Genomic DNA, 20,385 nt, shown 5'->3' on the forward strand with positions numbered 1-20,385 from the left:
CACTATCGTGCAAGAAAACCCAGGGCAGGGATTCAAGGAGCGGAGCTGGCGAGCCAGCCCCGATCCGGCGTGGCAGGATTATTTGTCCAGCATCTGCATGACCGCTTCCGGGTAGCGCAGCCCGGCTGTGGCGTTGGCCGGGAAGATGGCCTCCAGCGCCGCCAACTCGGTCGGGCTCAGCTTGACCTCCAATGCCGCGACGTTCTCTTCCAGGTATTTGCGTTGCTTGGTCCCCGGGATCGGGATCAGGTAATCCCCTTGCGCCAGCACCCAGGCCAACGCCAGTTGCCCGGCGGTCACGCCCTTGTCGGCAGCCAGGGCTTGTACCTGTTTCACCAGCAGCAGGTTCTTCGCAAAGTTTTCACCCTGGAAACGCGGGCTGAACCGGCGATAGTCATCCGCCGCAAAGTCATCCGGGCTTTTCAGCGCGCCGGTCAGGAAGCCGCGGCCCAGTGGGCTGTAGGGCACAAATGCGATTCCCAGGCGTTGGCAGGCCGCGAGGCAACCGTTGTCTTCCTGGTCGCGGCTCCATAACGAATATTCGCTTTGCAGGGCGCTGATGGGATGCACCTTGTGAGCGCGCTCCAGGGTAGCCGCCGACGCTTCACTCAAGCCCAGATAACGCACCTTGCCTTGCTTGACCAGTTCGGCCATGGCGCCAACGGTTTCTTCAATCGCCACTTCGGGGTCGATGCGGTGCTGGTAATACAGGTCCAGGGTTTCCACGCCCAGGCGCTTCAAGGTGCCGTCGATGGCCTCGCGAATGTATTCCGGGCGGCCGTTGACGCCACGCAGTGCCGGGTTCGCCGGGTCGCGCACGATGCCGAACTTGCTGGCGAGGAACACCTGGTCGCGCTTGCCGGCGATGGCCTTGCCGATCAGCGCTTCGTTGGTGTGGGGGCCATACATGTCGGCGGTGTCGAGCAGGTTGATCCCCAGTTCCAGGGCGCGGTGCAGGGTGTATATGGCTTCAGTGGTGTCGGTGCCGGTGGTGTAGAAATCGGTCATGCCCATGCAGCCGAGGCCGATGGCGGAAACCTGAGGGCCGTTTTTGCCGAGTTGACGTGTGTGCATGGGTCCAGCTCCTGTGTGGGAAGGGCTCCATTGTTGCCCTCGACAAAAGCGGGATAAACCGGCTAAAACCACTATCACTATTATGAAATTCTAAATAATCCCTGAAGGAAACCAGCCAGTGGACCGTTTTAACGCCATGCGCGTGTTTGTGCGGATTGTCGAGTTGGGCGGCTTTGCCAGGGCGGCCGACAGCCTGCAACTGCCGCGTGCCTCGGTGACCATCCTGATCAAGCAACTGGAGGCGCACCTTGGGGTGCAACTGTTGCAGCGCACCACGCGCCAGGTCAGCCCGACCCTGGACGGCGCCGCTTACTACCAGCGTTGCGTGAGCCTGTTGGCGGACCTTGAGGAAACCGAGGCGGTGTTCTCCACCAGCCGGCGCAACCCGCGCGGCACGTTGCGCATTGATATGCCGTCGGGGATCGGGCGCTTCCTGGTAATTCCGGCAATGCCCGAGTTCACCACGCGTTACCCGCAGATCGATCTGGAAATCGGCCTCAATGACCGCCCGGTGGACCTGATCCGCGAAGGCGTGGATTGCGTGTTGCGCGGCGGCCTGGCGCTGGACGAGTCGCTGGTGGCCCGGCCGCTGGCGATGATGGATCAGGTGACCTGCGCCAGCCCCGGCTACTTGCAGCGGTTCGGCGTGCCATCGACGCTGGATGAGTTGGCCGGCCATCAAGTGGTGGAGTATTTCTCCAGCACCAGCGGCAAACGCTATGGCCTGGAGTTTCAGATCGGCAGCGACATCCGCTTGGTCGACCTGCCCAAGCAAGTGGCGGTCAACAGTGCCGATGGTTACCTGGCGGCCTGTGAGGCGGGTTACGGCCTGGTACAAACGCCGTACTACCACGCCGTTCGCCAGTTGGAAGCGGGCACGCTGGTGGAGGTGCTGGCGTATCAGCCGCCGCCCAGGTTACCGCTGACGGCGCTGTACCCGCCGCATCGCCAGCTGTCGCAACGGGTGCGGGTGTTTGTCGATTGGCTGGTGGAGCTTTGCGCCCGGCCGGGCAATGGGTTGCAGCGTCAACCTTGAGCCTTGCGGTAGGCGCCGGGCTGGAAGCCGGTGACCTTATGGAAGGCCCGGGTAAATGCTGCCACCGATTGATAACCCACGGCGAGGGACACGTCCGCTACGGTCTGGTCCTGCTTGAACAGCTGGCAGGCGTGGCGCACACGCATCATCAGCAGCACTTGCCCCGGCGACTGCCCGCACAGTTCATTGAAGCGCTTGAAGAACGCCGAGCGCGACAGGCCGGTGCAGGCCGCCATGCTTTCCAGGGTCCAGGGCTCGGCCGGGCGTGCGATCAACTGCTCCAGCAGGTTGGCAAATGCCGGTTGCCGAGCCAGCGCCGCCAGGCCGCCGAGGTCGGTGTTGTCCAGCACTTGCTGGCGCAGCACATACAGGAACAGCAGGTGGCACAGGCGCTCCAGCAGGGCGGGCGAGGGCGCCGGCGTGCGCTCGCATTCCTGCAGGATCAATTCGAACAGGTTGCGCGCGGCGGTCAGCGATGGATCACCGGCCCGCAGGATGATCCAGGCGGGCAGGGTGTCGACAATCATCGCCGACAGCCCGGACTGGAAGTGAAAGAACCCGCATACCAGTCCCACGCCGTCACTGGCCTGGCTGTCCAGCGGCACCATTGGCTTGCGCGGGCATTCCTGGGCGCCGGTGGCGGTGCCATCGCTGGACAAGCGGTACGCCAGGTCCCGCAGCAGGAAGACTGCATCGCCGTTGTTCAATGGGTAAGGGGTCGAGTCGCCGTCGATGTGCATCCAGCACTGCCCTTGCACCACCAGATGAAAACTCGCGCTTGCCAGGCCATGGGTGCTGGCGTGCCAGTCGCCGCAGTAACGCCCGACGTGAAACAGGCTGGTGTTGAGTTCAAGGCTATCTAATAACCAATCGACGAGTGAACTGGACGAATTCATCTAACGGAAAGACTCTAGAGCAAGTAATCGCTACTTTAGACTATTGAGCGGATTTTTTATAACCAACAGACTTGGTACACGAATCCATGAGGAGACCACTCCATGTCCCGCGTACCGATGCTAACCCTGGAAACCGCTCCTGAGGCGGCCAAGCCCTTTCTGGAAAATGCCCTGAAGGGTTCCGGGTTCATCCCCAATCTGTTGGCGGTGCTGGCCAACGCCCCGGCAGCCCTGGAAACCTACATCACCGTGTCGGGCCTGAACGCCAAGTCTGACCTGAGCCTGGCCGACCGCGAAGTGGTGCAACTGATTGCCGCCACCAATCACGGTTGCGATTTCTGCGTCGCCGGGCACACTGCCGTAGCGCGCAACAAGGCCAAGCTGCCGGAAGACGTGATCGACGCCCTGCGCCAGCGCGGTGAACTGCCCAACGAGCGTTATGAGACACTGGCAGCGTTCACCCGTGAAGTGATCGCCACCCGCGGTGATGTCAGCGACGCCGGCTACACCGCGTTCCGTGAGGCAGGCTACACCGACGGTCATGCCCTTGAGGTTATTCTGGGTGTGAGCCTGGCCACCCTGTGCAACTTCGCCAACGTGTTTGCCCGTACCCCGTTGAATCCGGAACTGGCGCAATACCGTTGGGAAAAACCGGCTAGCTGAAGGCGCGCAAGCGTTCGCGATGGTAAACATGCTGCAACAAGGAGAAACATGAATGCTTGACCCAATCTTGAGCCGCTGGCTCGATGTTCAAGCGCAGGCCCTGGATGTGGGCAGTTGCGATCCGCAGGAAGTGCTGCCACGGCTGGCAGAGGCCAATGTATTACGTATCGGTGTGCCCAAGGACCTCGGTGGCCTGGGCGGCGATGTCACCGGCGCGGTGGAAGCTATCGCCGACGTAGCTAGCCATTCCCTGGCGTCGGCGTTTGTGTGCTGGGGCCAACGCTCGTTTATCGAATACCTGCTGCAAAGCCCGAACCAGCGCCTGCGCGAGCAACTGCTGCCGGACCTGCTGAGCGGCAAGCTGGCCGGGGCGACCGGGCTGTCCAACGCGATGAAGTTTTTGTCTGGCATCGAGTCGCTGCAAATCAGCGCCGAGCCGACCGACGACGGCTGGAATCTCAATGGCCGCCTGCACTGGGTGACCAACCTGCGCAAGAACGGGTTTGTGGTGGCTGCCGCCATCGAGCATGCCCAGGGCGGCGCGCCGTTTATCCTGGCGATCCCGGACTCGGTGTCCGGCCTGCAACGTTCCCGCGACCTGGAACTGCTGGGCCTGCAATCGAGCAATACCGCGGCCCTCGGCTTTGAAACCGTGGAGCTGAGCCGCGACTGGTTGTTGCATGAGGATGCACGCAAGTTCCTGCCGGCCGTGCGCCCGGCATTTCTGGGCTTGCAATGCGGCATGTCCATCGGCCTGGCGCGGCGCTCGCTGGCGGAGGTGGCCAATCACCTGGGCTCCAGCCGCACCGTATTGCGTGAAGAGCTGGAAGTGTTGCGTACCTCCTTGGAACAGGCGGTCAACGACCTGAAGAAAGGCCTGCTGGCCGGCCGCTTCGGCACTGAGCCGGTACCGTTGTTCCGCCTGCGCATCGCCCTTGCGGAAATCGCTGCCAGCGCTGTGCAACTGGAGCTGCAAGCCAGCGGCGGCAAGGCCTACCTGACGGCCCACGGCAGCGGTTTTGCCCGGCGCTGGCGCGAGTCGGCGTTTGTGCCGATCGTGACCCCGAGCCTGGTGCAGTTGCGCACCGAGTTGAACCGTCAGGCCAATCTATGAGCCAGGCGGTATTGCACGCCCAGGGAATTTGCCTGGGCTATGCGGGCAATTCGGTGCTGGAAGGTTTCGACCTGCAATTGCAGCCCGGCGAAGTGGTGTCGATCCTCGGCCCCAGCGGCGTTGGCAAGTCCAGCCTGCTGCGGGTGCTCGCCGGTTTGCAAGCGCCCCAGGGCGGCAGCATCCGCCTGTTGGGCGAGCCGTTGAATGGCCCGCACCCGCGGGTGGCGGTGGCGTTCCAGGACCCCAGCCTGCTGCCGTGGCTGAGCCTGGAAAAGAACGTCGCCTTCGGCCTGGACTTTGCCCGCCAGCCGCACCTCAGCCCTGAAGAACGTCGCAGCCGGGTCGACCATGCGATCCACGCCGTAGGCCTGGAACACGCCCGCCAGCAATTCCCGGCGGCGCTGTCCGGCGGCATGGCCCAGCGCACGGCGCTGGCGCGTTGCCTGGCACGCCAGCCGCAGGTATTGCTGCTGGACGAGCCCTTCGGTGCCCTGGATGAAGTGACCCGTGCCGACATGCAGCACCTGCTGCTCAAGGTCAATCGCGAGCAAGGTTCGGCGGCGGTGCTGATCACCCACGATATCGACGAAGCGCTGCTGTTGTCCGACCGGATTCTGCTACTGGGTAACCGCCCGGCGCGGACCCTCGGCGAATGGCGCATCGACTTGCCGCAACCGCGGGAAGAACAGGTGGAAGCCATCGGCACCCTGCGCATCGAAATTCTCAAAACCCTACGGCGGGCGAGCCGCACTGACCCCCAACCCCCTGAACTGCTGGAGCCTTGCCATGTGTCTGGATGACCTCACTCACTCGCGCCGTGACTTTCTCAAACTCTCGGCCGTGCTCAGTGCCGCCGGAGCCTTGCCACTGCTGAGCAGCTTGCAGGCCCGGGCGGCCAGTGAGCCGGACGCACCGGTACGCATCGGCTATTTGCCGATTACCGACGCCACGCCGTTGCTGGTGGCCCACAACAATGGCCTGTTCGAGGCCGAAGGCATCAAGGCCGAGCGCCCGGTGCTGCTGCGCAGTTGGGCGCAGGTGATCGAGGCGTTCATTTCCGGGCAGGTCAACGTGATTCACCTGCTGTCGCCGATGACCGTATGGGCGCGGTATGGCAGCAAGGTCCCGGCCAAGGTCGTGGCCTGGAACCATGTGGGTGGCTCGGGCTTGACCGTGTCGCCGGGCATTACCGACGTGAAGCAACTGGGCGGCAAGTCGGTGGCGATTCCGTTCTGGTACTCGATTCACAACGTGGTGGTGCAGCAGTTGTTCCGCGACAACGGCCTGACCCCGGTGGCCCGTGCCGCCGGCAGTGCGATTGCCGCCAACGAGGTCAACCTGATCGTGTTGCCGCCCTCGGACATGCCGCCGGCCCTGGCCAGCAAGCGCATCGACGGCTACATCGTCGCCGAGCCATTCAACGCCCTGGCGGAAAACCTCAACGTGGGCCGTGTACAGCGCTTTACCGGCGATGTGTGGCGCAACCATGCGTGCTGCGTGGTGTTCATGCACGAGCACGACCTGACCAACCGCCCGGAATGGTCGCAGAAGGTGGTGAATGCGATCGTCAAGGCCCAGGTCTGGACCCGTGACAACCGTGAAGAGGCGGTGAAGCTGCTGTCCAAGGACGGCGAGAACCGCTACACCCCGCATGCCGAACCGGTGCTGCGCAAAGTCCTGGCGCCGGCTGCCAGCGACCGTGCGGCTTACCTGGCTGACGGCGCGATCCAGCACGCCAACTGGGATGAGCATCGCATCGACTTCCAGCCGTATCCATTCCCCAGCTACACCGAGGAGCTGGTACGCCGCCTGAAAGACACGCTGATCGAGGGCGACAAGAAATTCCTCGCCGACCTGGACCCCGCGTTTGTCGCCAAGGACCTGGTGGACGACCGCTTCGTGCGCAATGCAATCGCGGCGGTGGGCGGTATGAAGACCTTCGGCTTGCCTGAGGGCTTTGAGCGAAACGAGGAGATTGGCGTTTGAACAACGGCAAAACCTTGGGGTTGCCGGGCTGGTTGCTTGGCTTGAGCGGGTTGGCGGGGTTGTTGTTGCTCTGGTGGCTGGGGGTGAAGGTCTTTGGCAGCGCGGACGGTTTGTCTGCGCGGTTTTCGCTGTCGGCGACCCTCGCCAGCCTGTGGGAGTTGCTGGGCCGCAGCGAGCTGTACCTGAACATAGCCGTGAGCCTCAAGCGGATCTTCGTCGGGCTGTTCCTGGCATTGCTGATTGGTGTACCGCTGGGCTTGCTGGTGGGTAGTTCGCGCAAGCTGGAGGCGGCGACCACGCCGGCGTTCCAGTTTCTGCGGATGATCTCGCCGCTGTCGTGGATGCCCATCGTGGTGATGTTGATGGGCGTGGGCGACCAGCCGATCTACTTCCTGCTGGCGTTCGCAGCGGTGTGGCCGATTCTGCTGAATACGGCGGCGGGTGTGCGTCAGCTCGATCCGCGCTGGTTGCAACTGAGCAAGAGCCTGAGCGCCACGCGCTGGGAAACCTTGCGCCGGGTGATTATTCCCGGGGTGATGGGGCACGTGCTGACCGGCGTGCGCCTGGCCATCGGGATCCTGTGGATCGTGCTGGTGCCGTGCGAGATGCTCGGGGTCAGTGCCGGGCTGGGTTATTACATCCTCGACACTCGCGACCGGCTGGCCTACTCGGAGCTGATGGCGATGGTGCTGCTGATCGGCTTGTTGGGGTTTGCCCTGGATGCGTTTGCGCGCTGGTTGCATCAGCGCTGGGTGCATGGAGGGTGAACACCTCATGCAAAGGCTCGGAGGCTTTCCGGGCCTTTGCGATGTGCTCAGGGTTTCACGTAGATGCGCAGGTCGCCTGGAATATCGTTGGGCTGTAATGGCCGGTTCGGGTCTGGCGCAGGGTTTTTTGCTTTAAGCCCGATGCTGCTGTGGGTCATGTTCCGGTTGTCAAAAACCCCGATGCCGATGCTTTCCGTCAGTTCCGCCAAGCCCGGAACACCTTCGGAGGTGTTCATGTGCGCGCTTCCCACTAACGCGACCCACTTTTCGGTGCCGGAGTTTGCCTGGATGGTTTCCGCAGCGTAGTAGTTGAACTCCTTGAGCCGCTTTTCAGAGTTGACGCCAGTGCGGGTGCGATCACGGGATTTGTCGTGTCTATGTCGCGTCAGGTAATAGTGATCGAGGGGTAAAAGCTCTATTCCATTGTCTTCAAATTTTTTCTTGAGTTGCTCCAGTGTTGGATTCGTGCGGCGAGTGTTGCTGTTTCCGAGCATTCCGATTCCATCATCAACGGGGCCACCGATGTAGTCGATATACCCTTCGAAGTAGACTTTTTTTACACCCTGGTTTTTTAGCGTATCGACGTTGTCGAACAGCATTTTAAAGCTGGCCATCTGCGAGTGAGACTCTCCAAACACCACGCCGTTTGATGCTTTCAATGCCTTTGTGATCAGATCGGCTGCGGGGATCGGTACGGGAACATCGGGGATTGTAGGGCGCGGCGGAAGGCCTCCGTCTTTTATCGCATCGTAATAATCCTCCATTTCCACCCGAAACTTATCCAGCGTTGCCTGGCGTGTGTCGGATTTGAAATGGGATGATTCGAGCCTGCCTTTCAAACTTTCCACGTATTGGCCCTCGGGTAACGGCTTCCTGATTGGAGGTGGGCGGTTGACGGTGTTTATCGGGTTAAACCGGTGAGTGCTCTTGCTCGAAGAGGCATAGGCGTTGGGGGAGGGCTCCAGCGTATCAGCGCTACTGAGCGCTTGCAGGGGGCTGCCGTATGGCTGGTGCTTTTGTGCGTCGAAAGCGTACCACTTGCCCTTGATCTGCACCGCGCTGCCCTCGACCGTCTGCTCGCCCATCTGGAATGAGCCGGTAGCGGCTGCGTCATATCGATTACCGGCGGCGGCGAGCTCCCGACTGTTTGCAGTGCCCTTGAGTGTTTTTAAACCCTGGGTGGCTGCGCTTGCGCCGTCGATGGCGAGTTTTCCCGCGCCGACTACCAGGTCGCCAAGTCCGCTCAGCGGATTGAGTTCCGAGAGTGCGGTAACCCCGAAAATCTTGCTCAGCTTGAGGGCTTTGCTGGCCGCGCTGCTGGCAGTGCTCAGGGTTTTTCCGACCTTCGCGGCGACGCCTGCACCTGCCGTGAGAAAGCCGAACACATCAAATGCCAGGTCAGAGAACCCATCTTTATAGTTGCCATTACTGAAGTTGACGATGGCCGACCTGAGCGGAACAAGGTCGAGAAAAAAGTTGCCGATGGTGCTGGCGACCGTCCTTCTATGCTCATCCGGCGTACTTCCGGCCGCTTGTTGCCTGAAGGTTTCCAGATCGAGCCCCTCGACGATTGAATCCGCAAGGTACTCCGCCCGGAAATTCCTGAACAGGTTGGGATTGGATCCCTCGAGCGGGTTCTCTTGCTTTATATAGTCGCGCTTGGCATCGAAGGTGGAGAACTCTTCTATTCGGGTTACTTCGTTGGCGATCTTCTGGTCCTGGCGAGTGATAATTGCGTTGCTGACTTTCCTGATGCTGCCTTTTTCGGTATCGAACTCATAGGTGGACGGCTTGTTCTGGTGTTTTGTGGTGACCAGTATTTTTTTGCTTGTATGGAAGAGGGTTTCTCCCGCGAATGGTGTCCAGCTGACTCTGTAGGATTTTTCTTTGTAGAAGTTCAGCTTTCCTAACCGCAAGTTTTCTTTGTCCTCCGGTGGAAGGTTGGCGAGGGCATTCAAGATGGAATATTTCTTGACGGTTTTATAGTCGCTTATGGTCTGGCTAATGGCTTTGTCAAAGGTGTCGGGGACTTTAAAGCCGGGGCCATGGGTAAAGGCGGCGAAGGCATCAAGATCGACGCCATGCGTTCCAGGTTTGAGCTCCCAGTCTGATGCCGTTATTTTCTCGCCTTGCATGGTCAGGTCCAGCATGGAATAAGGGCCGCGAGTGGAGATCGTCTTGTTGGCGGTTTTGTTGGGCTTGAGCAACACCTTCTCTTCAAAGGGGACGCCTTCGCCAAATTTTTCCTTGAGCAGGTCCAGCGCCATCTGCTTGCGGCTGGGCATCGGGGTGTCAAGCAAGCCGGAGGCGTGTTTCAGCTTGCCCAATTGATAGTTGAACGCGTCCATGGCGGTATCAATGTCTGGTTTTTCGTAAAGCGTGTCGTCTTTCGCCTCAAGCACCCCATTGACCACGGCCCAGTCCAACAATGCCGCAGTTTGGGCAGCTTCGGGCGCGGGCCCACTTGAGTCGGCGGCGATCATCACTTCGGCAAAACTCATGTTCGCTACGCTGCCAGGGGACCTGGCTTCGATGGCGGCCGCCGCGATGCACAGGTTGGCCCAGGCCAGGCTGCCGTAGACCACGCTGTCGGGAATATCCTTGATCAGCAACTGCGGCGCCGCCCGCATCAACAGCAGATGCGTACCCAGCGAGGCGTTGGCAGGTGAGGTTTTGCCGGTATCACTCAAGTGCTCGCGCAGGCCGGCGACGATCGCCGAGGTGGGTTTGCCCCAATATTGTTTATGTGACAGGTCGAATCCGGCCACTTTGTTGCGATGCGGTTGGGTGATGGATTCCTGATCCAGATCGAGGTTGATGGCCGCCAGTACGTGATCATTCACACTGCTATCAGTCGGAATGCTCTCCAGGTTGGTCTGCAAGGCCTCTCCCAGCGCCTGGCCTCGGGGGGAACGGATGAGGGCTTCCAGCGTTTTGGCCGGATCGCTCGAGGCGTCGCTGGAGAGCGGCAGGTCACCGTTCAGAAACTCCAGGAGCCCCCGCTGCTGGCTTGCTTGCTGAACATCCGGAGCGCCAGCGGCATGTTCTCTGGCGGCGGTGAGCAGTTCGTTCTGCTGAGGTGTGCTCAAGGGCAGGGGCCAGGACAAGGCGCCGCCCAGATTTCCCCATGGATGGGGGTGGGAACGTGTCAGCGATGTGCGCGCCAGGGTCATCAGCTCATCATGGGTGGTTGGCTCGGGCAGGCCCATAGCCTTGAGAAAGTTTGCAAGACTCACGGCGTTAGCACTATTTGGGGGGTAAGAAGAGTTGGGCGCGAGGTCCATCAGCGTGCTTCCCAGCGCAGATCGCACCACCAGAAACGGCGCGTTCGGTCCTGCCAACGTGGCGACATGAGTGAGCTGCTGCGCCAGTGCCTGCCAGTTTTTTCGGTCAGCCAGCGCGGTCTCCAAGGCTTTCGGGCCATTGGGGGGCGGTGTGTCAGCCGCGGGGTCCGGAATGTCCGTTGCGCTTTGCAATATTTCATCGGGGTATGACGGTATATCGGGGAGTGGTATCGGAGGAGGGGACGGTGGTGGGTATGCAGTGGAGGAAGGAACCGAGTTGCTGACTATCATCGTGAACACCTTTAGGCACGCTCATTCAGGAATGCGCCTTTCAGGAAAACCTCCCTGCTTCCTGGACGCTCTTGCTGAGTGTCGGAAGCAGGGGGAATGGCTCCGCCTGTAAAGTGTTCAAGATGTCAGAAAATGTACGGATGACCGATCAGCGATGGTAATACCCCGGTCCGTCTTCGCTGTAGCGATGGTCATGCCAACCGCCGCCGCCGTGGGGGAAAATAATGCAGCCGCTCATGCTCAACATGATCAGCAAGGGAATCAGCAGTGTGATTCGACGAAGCATTTCAAAATCCTCTAGGGTGCTCTCAGGTTCAATCAGGCGTTGGGCAAGCCAAAGTTTTTCATCGCCTGTAACATGAGACCCCGCCGACCCCAATCCATCCCCGCTAACAGGTATGTGCTTGGTGTGGTAGTCGATACAAAGTGGACACAATTTTTTAGCTTCAGGAACCCGTCATGACCCAAAAGCAACGTTTGAAATACTCGATTCTGATCTCCCTGCTGGTGCTGGGGACGATGTTTGGCCTGTCCTACTTGCAGAACAACGGGGTCATCAGCGAAAAGACGTTCCAGTACATCGCGATTGCGGTAGCGGTAACCGTGGTGGTGATCAACGGTGTGATGCGACGCAAGGTCAAGCCCAACCTTTGAGTCAGGCCCGGCCTTCCAGGACTTTGGCAGCCTGCTCGTGCAGGCTGTAGCTCTTGTCGGCGTTCAGGGTGATCACGCCTTCGGTGCACAGGCGCTTGAGCACCTCGCGCACGCTGAGAAACGACAACGGGATGCCCAGCTCCAGCAAATGGCTGTGCACGCCGCGCACGCCGAGGGTGCGCTGGTTGTCGGCGGCGGTCAGCAGGGCGTCGATGACCTTCAGCCGGATCAGGCTGGTGCGCAGGCCAAAGCATTTGAGCAAATGACGAATACGCTGGTTGCCATGTTCCGGCGCCTTGCCGAACGCCTGGTTGCCGGTGGCAAAACCTCCGTCATGCATGGGTGAGTGTCCTTCCGTGGGCAGTTGCGAGTTGTACATGCAGAAACTCCTTATCAGAGCCTGATCAGGAAAATGATGGCGCTCTTAGTTAATAAGACGTACGAGCTGCACAAATCATGAAGCGGGGGATGTAGAAATTTTGTCGGTAACATCCTGGAGACATACCGACCTGTCCGAATAAACGCCTGCGGCTGCTAAAATTATTCCCGGTATTTACGTCTTAACTGAGGTGTTGGCGAAGCTGTCCCTCGTCGCGGTGTTTAATTTGGCTGTGGAGTCTGCGTGATTATTTCCAACGGGTTGTTCAGGATGTGTGTGGCAGGGGCGTTGCTGGGGCTGAGTCTTTCGGCCGCGGCGCGGGTGCAGGAGCAACAGGCCACCGCCGAGATCCGTCGCACCAGCTTTGGTGTCCCGCATATCCGGGCCAACGATGAGCGTGGGCTGGGGTTCGGCATCGGTTATGCCTATGCCCAGGACAACCTGTGCCTGCTGGCCAATGAGGTGGTAACGGTCAATGGCGAGCGTGCCAGGTACTTTGGTCCCGAGCAGGCGACCCTGGAAGGGCGTAACAACCTTGCCAACGACGTGTTCTTCACCTGGCTGAACACCCCCCAGGCCGTTGCGGCATTCTGGAAGGCCCAGCCCCCGGCGATTCAGCAGCGCATTGAAGGGTATGTTGCCGGTTACAACCACTACCTCAAGGAGCGCACTGCCCAGGGTTTGCCGGCGCAGTGCCAGGCGGCCTGGGTACGGCCGATCATGGCCGAAGACCTGGTCAAGCTGACCCGCCGGCTGCTGGTGGAAGGTGGCGTCGGACAATTTGCCGAGGCCCTGGTGGGGGCCACGCCGCCCAACACCGTCGCCCAGGTGGACAGCAAGGCGTTTGAGGTCGCGGCGGCCAACCAGCAACGTTTCGCCCTGGACCGTGGCAGCAACGCGGTGGCGGTGGGGCGTGACCGTTCGTTCAACGGCCGCGGCATGCTGCTGGCCAACCCGCATTTTCCGTGGGTGGGCGGCATGCGTTTCTACGAGATGCACCTGACCATCCCCGGCCAGCTGGATGTGATGGGCGCTGCGTTGCCGGGCCTGCCGGTGATCAATATCGGCTTCAACCAGCACGTTGCGTGGACGCACACCGTTGATACGTCCAAGCACTTCACCCTGTATCGCCTGACTCTGGACCCCAAGGACCCGACTCGCTATTTGCTGGACGGCAAGTCCGTGCCCATGGATAAAACCACGATCAAGGTAGCGGTAAAAACTGCCGACGGCGGTACCCGGGAACAGTCCCGCACGGTCTACAGCTCGCAGTTCGGCCCCATCGTGCAATGGCCGGGCAAACTCGACTGGGACGCCAAATATGCCTTCAGCCTGCGGGATGCCAACCTGGGCAACGACCGTGTGCTGCAACAGTGGTACGCGATGAACCGCGCGGCGAACCTCAAGGAACTGCAAACCTCGGTACACACCCTGCAAGGTATCCCGTGGGTCAACACGGTGGCAGCGGATGACCAGGGTCAAAGCCTGTACATGAACCTGTCGGTGGTGCCGAACGTCAGCGCGAAAAAGCTCGCACAGTGCAGTGACCCACGGGTCGGGCTGCAATTCATCATGCTCGACGGCTCTCGCAGCGCCTGCGCCTGGGACGTGGACCTGCGTGCCGCCCAGGCCGGGATCTTCCCCGCCGAGCAACTGCCGCAACTGGAGCGCACCGACTACGTGCAGCACTCCAATGACTCGGCCTGGCTGGTCAACCCCAAGGCACCCTTGACCGGGTTCTCGCCCGTTATCAGCCAGGACAAGATCGGCTTGGGCCCGCGTGCGCGCTTTGCCTTGCAACGCTTGCAGGAGCTCGACAAGCAACCGATCAAGGTCGCCGACCTGCAGAACATGGTCATGGACAACCAGGTGTATCTTGCCAGCCAGGTGATGCCGGACTTGCTGAAGTTCTGCGCGGGTGCCGATGCCAGCGTGAAATCGGTGTGCGACAGCCTGAAAAACTGGGACCAGCGCGCCAACCTCGACAGCGGCCTGGGCCTGGTGCACTTCATCAACCTGGCGGAGCAACTGGCGCAAGCGCCGGACGCGTGGAAGGTGGGTTTCGATCCGGCACAACCCCTGACCACACCACGTGGGCTGGCGGTCGATCGGGCAAACGTGGCCAAGGCACTGCATGAAGCGATGCTCGCGTCAGCCGCCGACGTGGCCAAGCGCGGGCTGACGGCGGACAGCCGCTGGGGTGATATTCAGGTCTCGGGCCAGACACCGATCCACGGCGGCCCGCAAGAGCTGGGCGTTTATAACGCCATGCAAAGCGTGCCTCGGGCCGATGGCAAGCGCGAGGTAGTCAGCGGCAGCAGCTACTTGCAGATCGTGACGTTCGACGAGAAGGGGCCCAATGCCGAAGGTGTGCTGGCATTCTCCTTGTCCAGCGACCCCGCGTCGAAATACTTCAAGGACCAGACCCAGGCGTTTTCCGAGAAAAAACTCAGCCCGCTGCCGTTTACCGAACAGCAGATCAAGGCGGACCCGCAGTATCAATTGCAGGTTATCCGTGACAAGGAAGAAGCCGGGCGGTAGGGTAGCCCACCAGGAATGCCTGCCCCTTAAGAGAATATTTTTTGAAATCAAGGGGTTGCAAGCCCTGGCAAATGAGTACATAATTGCGCCCATCGAACGCACTGAAGCATTAAAAACTTCAATGTTTTCAATGAGATAGAGTAGAGGCAAGCTTCACATAGCCCACTCAAGTTTGTATGCGGTGAATGTCGGTTGTAGGGCATTGATCGTTTGAGGCCGAGTAGCAAAATGGTTATGCAGCGGATTGCAAATCCGCCTACGCCGGTTCGATTCCGACCTCGGCCTCCACTCTTAAAGCCCCGTAGATCAATGATCTACGGGGTTTTTTATTGCCTGCGATTTGAGAACGTTTCCGCAACTTTTACAATCGTTTTCGCAACCCCCTGCACTTTGAGAGGCGTTGAGGGGGGGAGTCGCAACTGGTGGGGAGAGTTTGTGACGCGTTATTTCGTGGGCTTTACGATCTCACCCACGCGCCGATAGACCCGCTTGGTCATCTCTTCGGTGCTGTGGCCGAGCAGGCGGCTGGCATGTGTAAGCTCGATCTCGCTAGCGGCCTTTGGGCGGATGTCCTTGAACTGGAACTGGCGGATCAGCACGGCCAATGCAGGGTCACCGTCGGCGCCGGCTTTGACGGCTGCTTTTTCGCGGGCTTCATCCCAGCGGTTGCGCAGCATCTGCTGGCTCATTCGCAGGCCGGATGCGTTGGTGATCAACGTCGATGTTTTAATACCGTTCAGGGCCCTGCGTTCTAGGAGGTCGCTGATAAAAGCGCTCAGCCCAGATTGCACTCCGTCGTCTTCCAATCGCAGTCGAAGCTTCTTATCGGTTTTGCCTTGTGTCACCCCTAGGAATCCGCTGTTCAAATCTGTGGTGGCCACCTTGAGCACGTCGGCGGGGCGTTGGCCACTCAGGTAGGCCAGGTCCATGGCGTCCTTTAGTTCTTGGGCTGCCTCGGTATACACGGCGTTTCACACGGTATCGCCGGCATAACACTCGGCCCACGATCGGGCGCCGGGCGCCGGTCAGAACAACCACGGCTGTCGCTGGATTCATCAGAATATCGACGGGCGCGGAGGTCATGGGTGGTCTTGACAATAACTCTGCTGTGACCCCTCTGACGCTCAAGAATAGACTAGATGCCCTTTGGGTTTCGGCAACGACTGCTGTGGCTGGGGTACTGAAACTGTCTACTCAGGCTCAAGTGAACGCGGGCATCGACAACTCTACAGCCGTTACGCCGCAAACTCTGGGTGTTCGGTTGGCAACACTGATTGTAGGCGCAACAGAGGGGGTCGCAGGTATTATTAAAGTTGCGACCAATGATGTGATGGTTGGGTTAACTAACAATTCAGACGCAGTTACCGTGGCGAAGTTAAGGCTAGGGTTCTCTTTGTTGGGAGCGGCCAATGGTTATATCGTACTCCCGGTTTGGATGGGGGGGCTCATTTTTCAATGGGGTGAGACTGCTCACACTGGCTCTGACACCAAAATTACGAGTCTACCTATGGCCTTCCCTAATGGTGTAATGAAAGCTATAGGGGGGACCTTTGCTAATGCGTCTGTCGGACCGCAAGGCATTATCAAAACTGTAAGTTTGAATCAGATTACAACGTATTCGTCGGGCGGGTATAACGTGTCTTGGTTTGTAATTGGCTGGTAATTTAGGAGGGGTGCATGTCAAGACTATATAGCAAGTCCACCGGGAATCTTTATCTAGCGGGTGTGAATAAAGATATTCCAATGATGCAATAGAAATATCCGATGAGTTGGTTTTGTTAGTAATTGGGAATCCCGCACCAGGGGAAGTTCGTGCTCATGATGAAAATGGACTTCCTTTTCTCGTGGACGCTCCGCCGCCTACGGTAGAGCAGCTCGCGTCTATCGAGCGTGCTTGGCGCGATGCGCAGTTATTGGTTACTGACGGAATTATCAATCGGCACCGAGATGAGGTGGAGAGCGGCGAAGAAACCACGTTAACGATGGAGCAATACAGGGCGCTTCAGGGTTGCCGGCAGGGGTTGCGCAGTTGGCCAGAGACGCCAATTTTTCCTGACAGTACCGGTCGCCCCGTCGCGCCCACCTGGTTGATTGAGCAACTCAGCGAGTAAGAGGCTTTTCGTTATGCAAATTACAGAGCAGCAGCTACTGCTGATCCTCCCGAACGCCGGGCGCCAAGCCGGCGTTTATCAGCAGGCAGGCTTCCCGGCCACGATTAAGTGGCCTGTTGCACCAAGTTGATCTTTTCAGAATGTCAGGCGGCCGCCATTGAGCGTAACTGGCGAGATGGCGGGCTTCCATTGAGTGATGGTGCGGTGGACCGGCACCCCGACCAGGTGGAAGCGGGCTCTACCACATATCTGACGGCAAGGCGCTCCAGGCCCAGGCGCTGCGTGATTGGCCAGAGAGCGCACCGTTCCCGGACAACATAAAGCGTCCTAACGCCCCAGACTGGTTTATCCCGCCGTCCAGCAAGCCAGCCGGTGCCGATAAGTACCGGAGCGCTTGTTTTGGCGTATGCTTCCTTCGCATCAAGAAATACCGGGTGCGGCGATCTGGTCTAGAATAAACCTGTTGCTGCAGGTTCTTATAGCTAAAGTGCATAGCTTTCGTATTTTATGTTCCTGTTTTTTGATTTTTGGGAGGGTGTAACTCGTACCAATATATTAATGGCGCCGGAGATAATCTGACAGCTAAGGATGCACGAATTCACAAGGAGAGTTTTTTGATCATCACGCTAAGATCTAGAACATTTGAGTTTGTGTTGTTTTTATCTGGATATTTTTTCTATAGGTTTCAATATGGAAGTGAAAATGAATACATATCGTTTAATCTGGGTGTTTTGCAAATCGCAGTTTCTATTTATGCCATAGTTAGATATCCGGTTAGGAGAAGGGCGCTAATTTTTGTATTGTTTTCATCTTTTTTTCTTCTTTTCTTGCAAATTGCCTACTACGCTAATTTTGTAATACCCTGGTCCGGATTGCCAGGGGATGGGGCTGAATATCTTTATGCCGCTATAAGGCTTTGGGTTTATTTGTTTTTTGTTTGTATTTATGCGCTGACTATTGCCAGGGATGATCTTTATAAGTTTTGTGATGTATTTATTTTTCTCTCAAGGTTTTCTGTGGTAATTGCGGTCGCCTCTCTGTTTGTTTTTTATACAGCAGGTGTCTCACTTCTTCTAAATACATATTTTGCAGAGCACTTGATTAGACCGCAAGCATTCTTGTCCGAGCCGTCCTCATTTGCTCCGATTGCTGCGGTATTAATGATTGTTGGGTGGTTAAGAAAATCAAAGATTGATATTGCACTTTCTCTGATCGCTCTAAGCATTACATTCTCTCCTATTTCTATCCTGACAACTTTATTGGCGATTTTTTTGTACTCCTGTTTGTACGGGATAAAAAGTACGTCAGCTAAGATATTTATATTTGTTGTTGCTGTTGTTTCTATGTCGACGCTATTCATGATGGATTGCGCGAATCTTGTTGTAAGCCTTAATGGGTTCGAAAGAACTACTGGCAGGGTTTCGTGCGGAGTTCAAGTTATTTTCGATAGCGGTCTTCGTGATCAGTTACAAGACTTATTTACAAATCAAAGACTTACATCTACATTTATGTCGATGGACCTTGCAAGGCAGTATGGCGGTATACTTCTTGGATTTGGGCTTAATTCATCATCTATTTTTATGCCGGCTTTGGTTGGGGAGGTTAGAGAGAACTCCTTGTGGATTTCGATGTTTTTGTTCTATGGAATAATCGGAGTTTTAGTATTTCTCTCGCTTGTCGTTCTTGGAATGCTTAGGGCAAGAATGGTTAATAGGGAGTTTGTTGTTTTCTATTTGTCAGTACTTGTTGCCTCTACAATAAATTCTGCCGGTGGCTTTTATCTGTATTCGTTATTGTATTTCTCAGTAATAGTTATACTTTTCGGAAGGAAGTCAAGAGAGGTAGATAGATTTCATACCCAGCAAGAAGCGCATCAAGATGATTTGACTTCTTCTACAGAATAAAAAGCGAGAGGGAATTATGGTAGGTGAAAATAAAGAAAATTATCTCTCCTGGAAGGGCTGGGATTGTGATTCCTTTGGTTCGCATAGCAAGTGGCACAGATCCTTTTTTAATTCTGAACTTAAGAGGACGGGCGTTTCAAATATTGAAAGCGTTCTAGAGATTGGGTTTGGAAATGGAGAGTTCATGTCATTCGCTGTTGATTCCGGACTTGAAACTGTAGGGGTCGAGTTAAATGATGAGCTTGTGGGCATGGCTTCATCTATGGGGTATGAGTCATATTCTAGTTTGTCCGATATTCCAAGCGGTAAAAGATTTGATGTTGTCGCAATCTTCGATGTATTAGAGCATATCGATCAGGTTGAAATTCCTGGTTTTTTAGCCGAGGTAAAAAACAAGCTAAATCCTGGCGGTGCAATATTGGCTAGGTTCCCAAATGGCGATAGTCCTCTTGGCCGAATTCATCAGCACGGAGATGTTACGCATAAGACAACTATCGGTAGCGGGAAAATTAGATATTTTGCAGATTCTGTTGGTCTTAGTGTTAGATACTGCGGTGCTCCATCAATGCCAATATTTGGATCTCCTGCTAAATACGCGATTTACAATTTATTCGCGAGACCCATAAGATGGATCTTTGATAGATTCTTTGGTTTTTTATATCTTCAAAGAGTAGACGTGACATTCTCTCCGAATTTAACAGTTGTTCTTGCCTTGGATTGATATACATAACATGGATTTGATCTCACTCAGCTGGATATTCAATAATTGATTGCCACCAAATACAAGCCCGCCAATGAGCGGGCTTTTTTTCGCCTTGAGAAAAGCATGCCGATTACGGCGCAGCAATTGCTGCAGATCCTCTCGAGCTCCGGCCGCCAAGCCGGCGTTTTTGTTCCTGTGCTGAATTCGGCCATGGCCAAGTACGGAATCGTCACTCGACTGCGCATTGCTGCGTTCATCGCCCAGGTCGGGCATGAGTCGGGGCCGTTCCGCTGGCTGAAAGAGTTGTGGGGCCCCACAGCGCAGCAGGCAGGCTACGAACGGCGCACCGATTTGGGTAATACGGTGAATGGTGATGGCTTTAAGTACCGTGGCCGAGGCCTGATCCAGATCACCGGGCGGGCCAACTACAAGTCGTGTGACGATGCCCTGGGCTTGGACCTGATCAATCAGCCCGAACTGCTCGAGCAGCCGCAATACGCCACGATGTCGGCGGCGTGGTTCTGGTCGACGCGGGGCTTAATACCCTGGCGGGTCAGGGCGACTTCGTGAAGATCACTCGCCGCATCAATGGCGGAATCAATGGACTGGAAGATCGCCAGGCGCTGTATGACAAAGCGCTGGAGGTGCTGGCATGACGACCATGCAGAAGCTGGCAGGCTTGGCGTCGCTGATCCTGCTGGCCATGGCCGTTAGCGTCGGCGCTGCCTGGAAGGTGCAGGACTGGCGGTTTGACGGGAAGCTGGCAAAGCAGGCGGGGCAATTCCAGACGGACCTTGACGCGATCGGCAATGCCGCTAGCGCCGAGGCCCGCGCCGAGCAGGACAAGCGCCTGGCCATCGAGCAGCAACTGGCCGCCTCCAACCAACAACACACCAAGGAATTATCCGATGCTCAGCGCAATCAGGCTTTGCTGCGTGACCGCCAGCTACGGCGCCCCTGGCGCTTTAAGGAAAACCACCGA

General features: G+C 57.6%; 18 protein-coding genes, 1 tRNA gene and 2 pseudogenes. 15 read left to right on the forward strand and 6 right to left on the reverse strand.

What is annotated here, in order from left to right; all coding sequences use genetic code 11:
* Positions 1-78: 78 nt before the first annotated feature.
* Positions 79-1,074 carry an aldo/keto reductase gene (locus tag ACIOMR_RS01055; protein WP_177044730.1) on the reverse strand — a complete coding sequence of 332 codons (996 nt, stop codon included), beginning with the start codon at positions 1,072-1,074 and terminating at the stop codon, positions 79-81.
* Between the two features lie 118 nt (positions 1,075-1,192).
* Between ACIOMR_RS01055 and ACIOMR_RS01060 the strand changes: the two genes are divergently transcribed.
* Positions 1,193-2,110: a LysR family transcriptional regulator gene (locus ACIOMR_RS01060; RefSeq protein WP_401191717.1), complete on the forward strand. Its 918-nt coding sequence runs from the start codon at positions 1,193-1,195 to the stop codon at positions 2,108-2,110.
* Here ACIOMR_RS01060 and ACIOMR_RS01065 read toward each other — a convergent pair.
* Positions 2,101-3,006: an AraC family transcriptional regulator gene (locus tag ACIOMR_RS01065; RefSeq protein ID WP_102368899.1), complete on the reverse strand. Its 906-nt coding sequence runs from the start codon at positions 3,004-3,006 to the stop codon at positions 2,101-2,103. The genes ACIOMR_RS01060 and ACIOMR_RS01065 overlap by 10 nt on opposite strands.
* A 102-nt stretch (positions 3,007-3,108) precedes the next feature.
* On the opposite strand from ACIOMR_RS01065, the gene ACIOMR_RS01070 reads away from it, so the two are divergent.
* From ACIOMR_RS01070 to ACIOMR_RS01090, 5 genes are read left to right on the forward strand one after another with little or no spacing between them, the layout of a single operon-like run.
* Entirely contained in the window at positions 3,109-3,669 is a 561-nt protein-coding gene (locus ACIOMR_RS01070) for a carboxymuconolactone decarboxylase family protein (RefSeq protein ID WP_003207562.1), read from the forward strand.
* A 52-nt stretch (positions 3,670-3,721) separates the two neighbouring features.
* Positions 3,722-4,783, forward strand: a complete 1,062-nt coding sequence (locus ACIOMR_RS01075; protein WP_178966727.1) for an acyl-CoA dehydrogenase family protein — start codon at positions 3,722-3,724, stop codon at positions 4,781-4,783.
* Complete coding sequence (locus ACIOMR_RS01080; protein ID WP_003207565.1) at positions 4,780-5,583, forward strand: ABC transporter ATP-binding protein; 804 nt, start codon at positions 4,780-4,782, stop codon at positions 5,581-5,583. The genes ACIOMR_RS01075 and ACIOMR_RS01080 overlap by 4 nt, the downstream gene beginning before the upstream one ends.
* A complete protein-coding gene (locus ACIOMR_RS01085) occupies positions 5,570-6,769 on the forward strand; it encodes an ABC transporter substrate-binding protein (RefSeq protein WP_010171568.1) in 1,200 nt (399 codons plus the stop codon). Before ACIOMR_RS01080 ends, ACIOMR_RS01085 begins: the two co-directional genes overlap by 14 nt.
* A gap of 14 nt (positions 6,770-6,783) precedes the next feature.
* On the forward strand, positions 6,784-7,536 hold the full coding sequence (locus ACIOMR_RS01090) for an ABC transporter permease (protein ID WP_172834573.1): 753 nt from the start codon (positions 6,784-6,786) through the stop codon (positions 7,534-7,536).
* Positions 7,537-7,583: 47 nt separating this feature from the next.
* Here ACIOMR_RS01090 and ACIOMR_RS01095 read toward each other — a convergent pair whose 3' ends face one another.
* Both ACIOMR_RS01095 and ACIOMR_RS01100 read right to left on the reverse strand, forming a co-directional pair.
* Positions 7,584-10,946: a membrane-targeted effector domain-containing toxin gene (locus ACIOMR_RS01095; protein ID WP_401191723.1), complete on the reverse strand. Its 3,363-nt coding sequence runs from the start codon at positions 10,944-10,946 to the stop codon at positions 7,584-7,586.
* 313 nt (positions 10,947-11,259) lie between these two features.
* A complete protein-coding gene (locus ACIOMR_RS01100) occupies positions 11,260-11,397 on the reverse strand; it encodes a hypothetical protein (RefSeq protein ID WP_401191726.1) in 138 nt (45 codons plus the stop codon).
* A gap of 173 nt (positions 11,398-11,570) precedes the next feature.
* Between ACIOMR_RS01100 and ACIOMR_RS01105 the strand changes: the two genes are divergently transcribed.
* Positions 11,571-11,765, forward strand: a complete 195-nt coding sequence (locus tag ACIOMR_RS01105; protein WP_003207574.1) for a hypothetical protein — start codon at positions 11,571-11,573, stop codon at positions 11,763-11,765.
* A 1-nt stretch (position 11,766) separates the two neighbouring features.
* On the opposite strand, the gene ACIOMR_RS01110 is transcribed toward ACIOMR_RS01105, so the two are convergent.
* The gene (locus ACIOMR_RS01110) at positions 11,767-12,144 is read right to left on the reverse strand and encodes a hypothetical protein (protein ID WP_032899365.1); all 378 of its coding nucleotides are present in this window, start codon (positions 12,142-12,144) and stop codon (positions 11,767-11,769) included.
* A gap of 243 nt (positions 12,145-12,387) precedes the next feature.
* Here ACIOMR_RS01110 and ACIOMR_RS01115 point away from each other — a divergent pair, with 243 nt between their 5' ends.
* Both ACIOMR_RS01115 and ACIOMR_RS01120 read left to right on the forward strand, forming a co-directional pair.
* Positions 12,388-14,685, forward strand: coding sequence for an acylase (locus ACIOMR_RS01115; protein ID WP_401191730.1), 2,298 nt, complete (start codon positions 12,388-12,390; stop codon positions 14,683-14,685).
* Between the two features lie 214 nt (positions 14,686-14,899).
* Positions 14,900-14,973 (forward strand) — tRNA-Cys (locus tag ACIOMR_RS01120).
* A 155-nt stretch (positions 14,974-15,128) separates the two neighbouring features.
* On the opposite strand, the gene ACIOMR_RS01125 is transcribed toward ACIOMR_RS01120, so the two are convergent.
* Positions 15,129-15,650 carry a tyrosine-type recombinase/integrase gene (locus tag ACIOMR_RS01125; protein ID WP_371318391.1) on the reverse strand — a complete coding sequence of 174 codons (522 nt, stop codon included), beginning with the start codon at positions 15,648-15,650 and terminating at the stop codon, positions 15,129-15,131.
* Positions 15,651-15,766: 116 nt separating this feature from the next.
* Here ACIOMR_RS01125 and ACIOMR_RS01130 point away from each other — a divergent pair, with 116 nt between their 5' ends.
* The 6 genes and pseudogenes from ACIOMR_RS01130 to ACIOMR_RS01155 all read left to right on the forward strand — a co-directional run.
* Positions 15,767-16,348 carry a hypothetical protein gene (locus ACIOMR_RS01130; protein WP_008435096.1) on the forward strand — a complete coding sequence of 194 codons (582 nt, stop codon included), beginning with the start codon at positions 15,767-15,769 and terminating at the stop codon, positions 16,346-16,348.
* 181 nt (positions 16,349-16,529) lie between these two features.
* Complete coding sequence (locus tag ACIOMR_RS01135; RefSeq protein WP_008435093.1) at positions 16,530-16,796, forward strand: phage tail assembly chaperone; 267 nt, start codon at positions 16,530-16,532, stop codon at positions 16,794-16,796.
* Between the two features lie 614 nt (positions 16,797-17,410).
* Positions 17,411-18,700 (forward strand): hypothetical protein, encoded by a 1,290-nt coding sequence (locus tag ACIOMR_RS01140; RefSeq protein WP_401191734.1) that lies wholly within the window; start codon positions 17,411-17,413, stop codon positions 18,698-18,700.
* Between the two features lie 16 nt (positions 18,701-18,716).
* Positions 18,717-19,421: a bifunctional 2-polyprenyl-6-hydroxyphenol methylase/3-demethylubiquinol 3-O-methyltransferase UbiG gene (locus tag ACIOMR_RS01145; protein ID WP_087693945.1), complete on the forward strand. Its 705-nt coding sequence runs from the start codon at positions 18,717-18,719 to the stop codon at positions 19,419-19,421.
* 105 nt (positions 19,422-19,526) lie between these two features.
* Positions 19,527-20,059 (forward strand): annotated as a pseudogene (locus tag ACIOMR_RS01150) (glycoside hydrolase family 19 protein).
* A pseudogene (locus ACIOMR_RS01155) lies at positions 20,056-20,346 on the forward strand (lysis protein); the annotation flags it as partial. The pseudogenes ACIOMR_RS01150 and ACIOMR_RS01155, both read left to right, overlap by 4 nt.
* Positions 20,347-20,385: the final 39 nt, after the last annotated feature.

This window comes from Pseudomonas sp. NPDC087814 (assembly GCF_044742865.1).
Lineage (GTDB): Bacteria > Pseudomonadota > Gammaproteobacteria > Pseudomonadales > Pseudomonadaceae > Aquipseudomonas.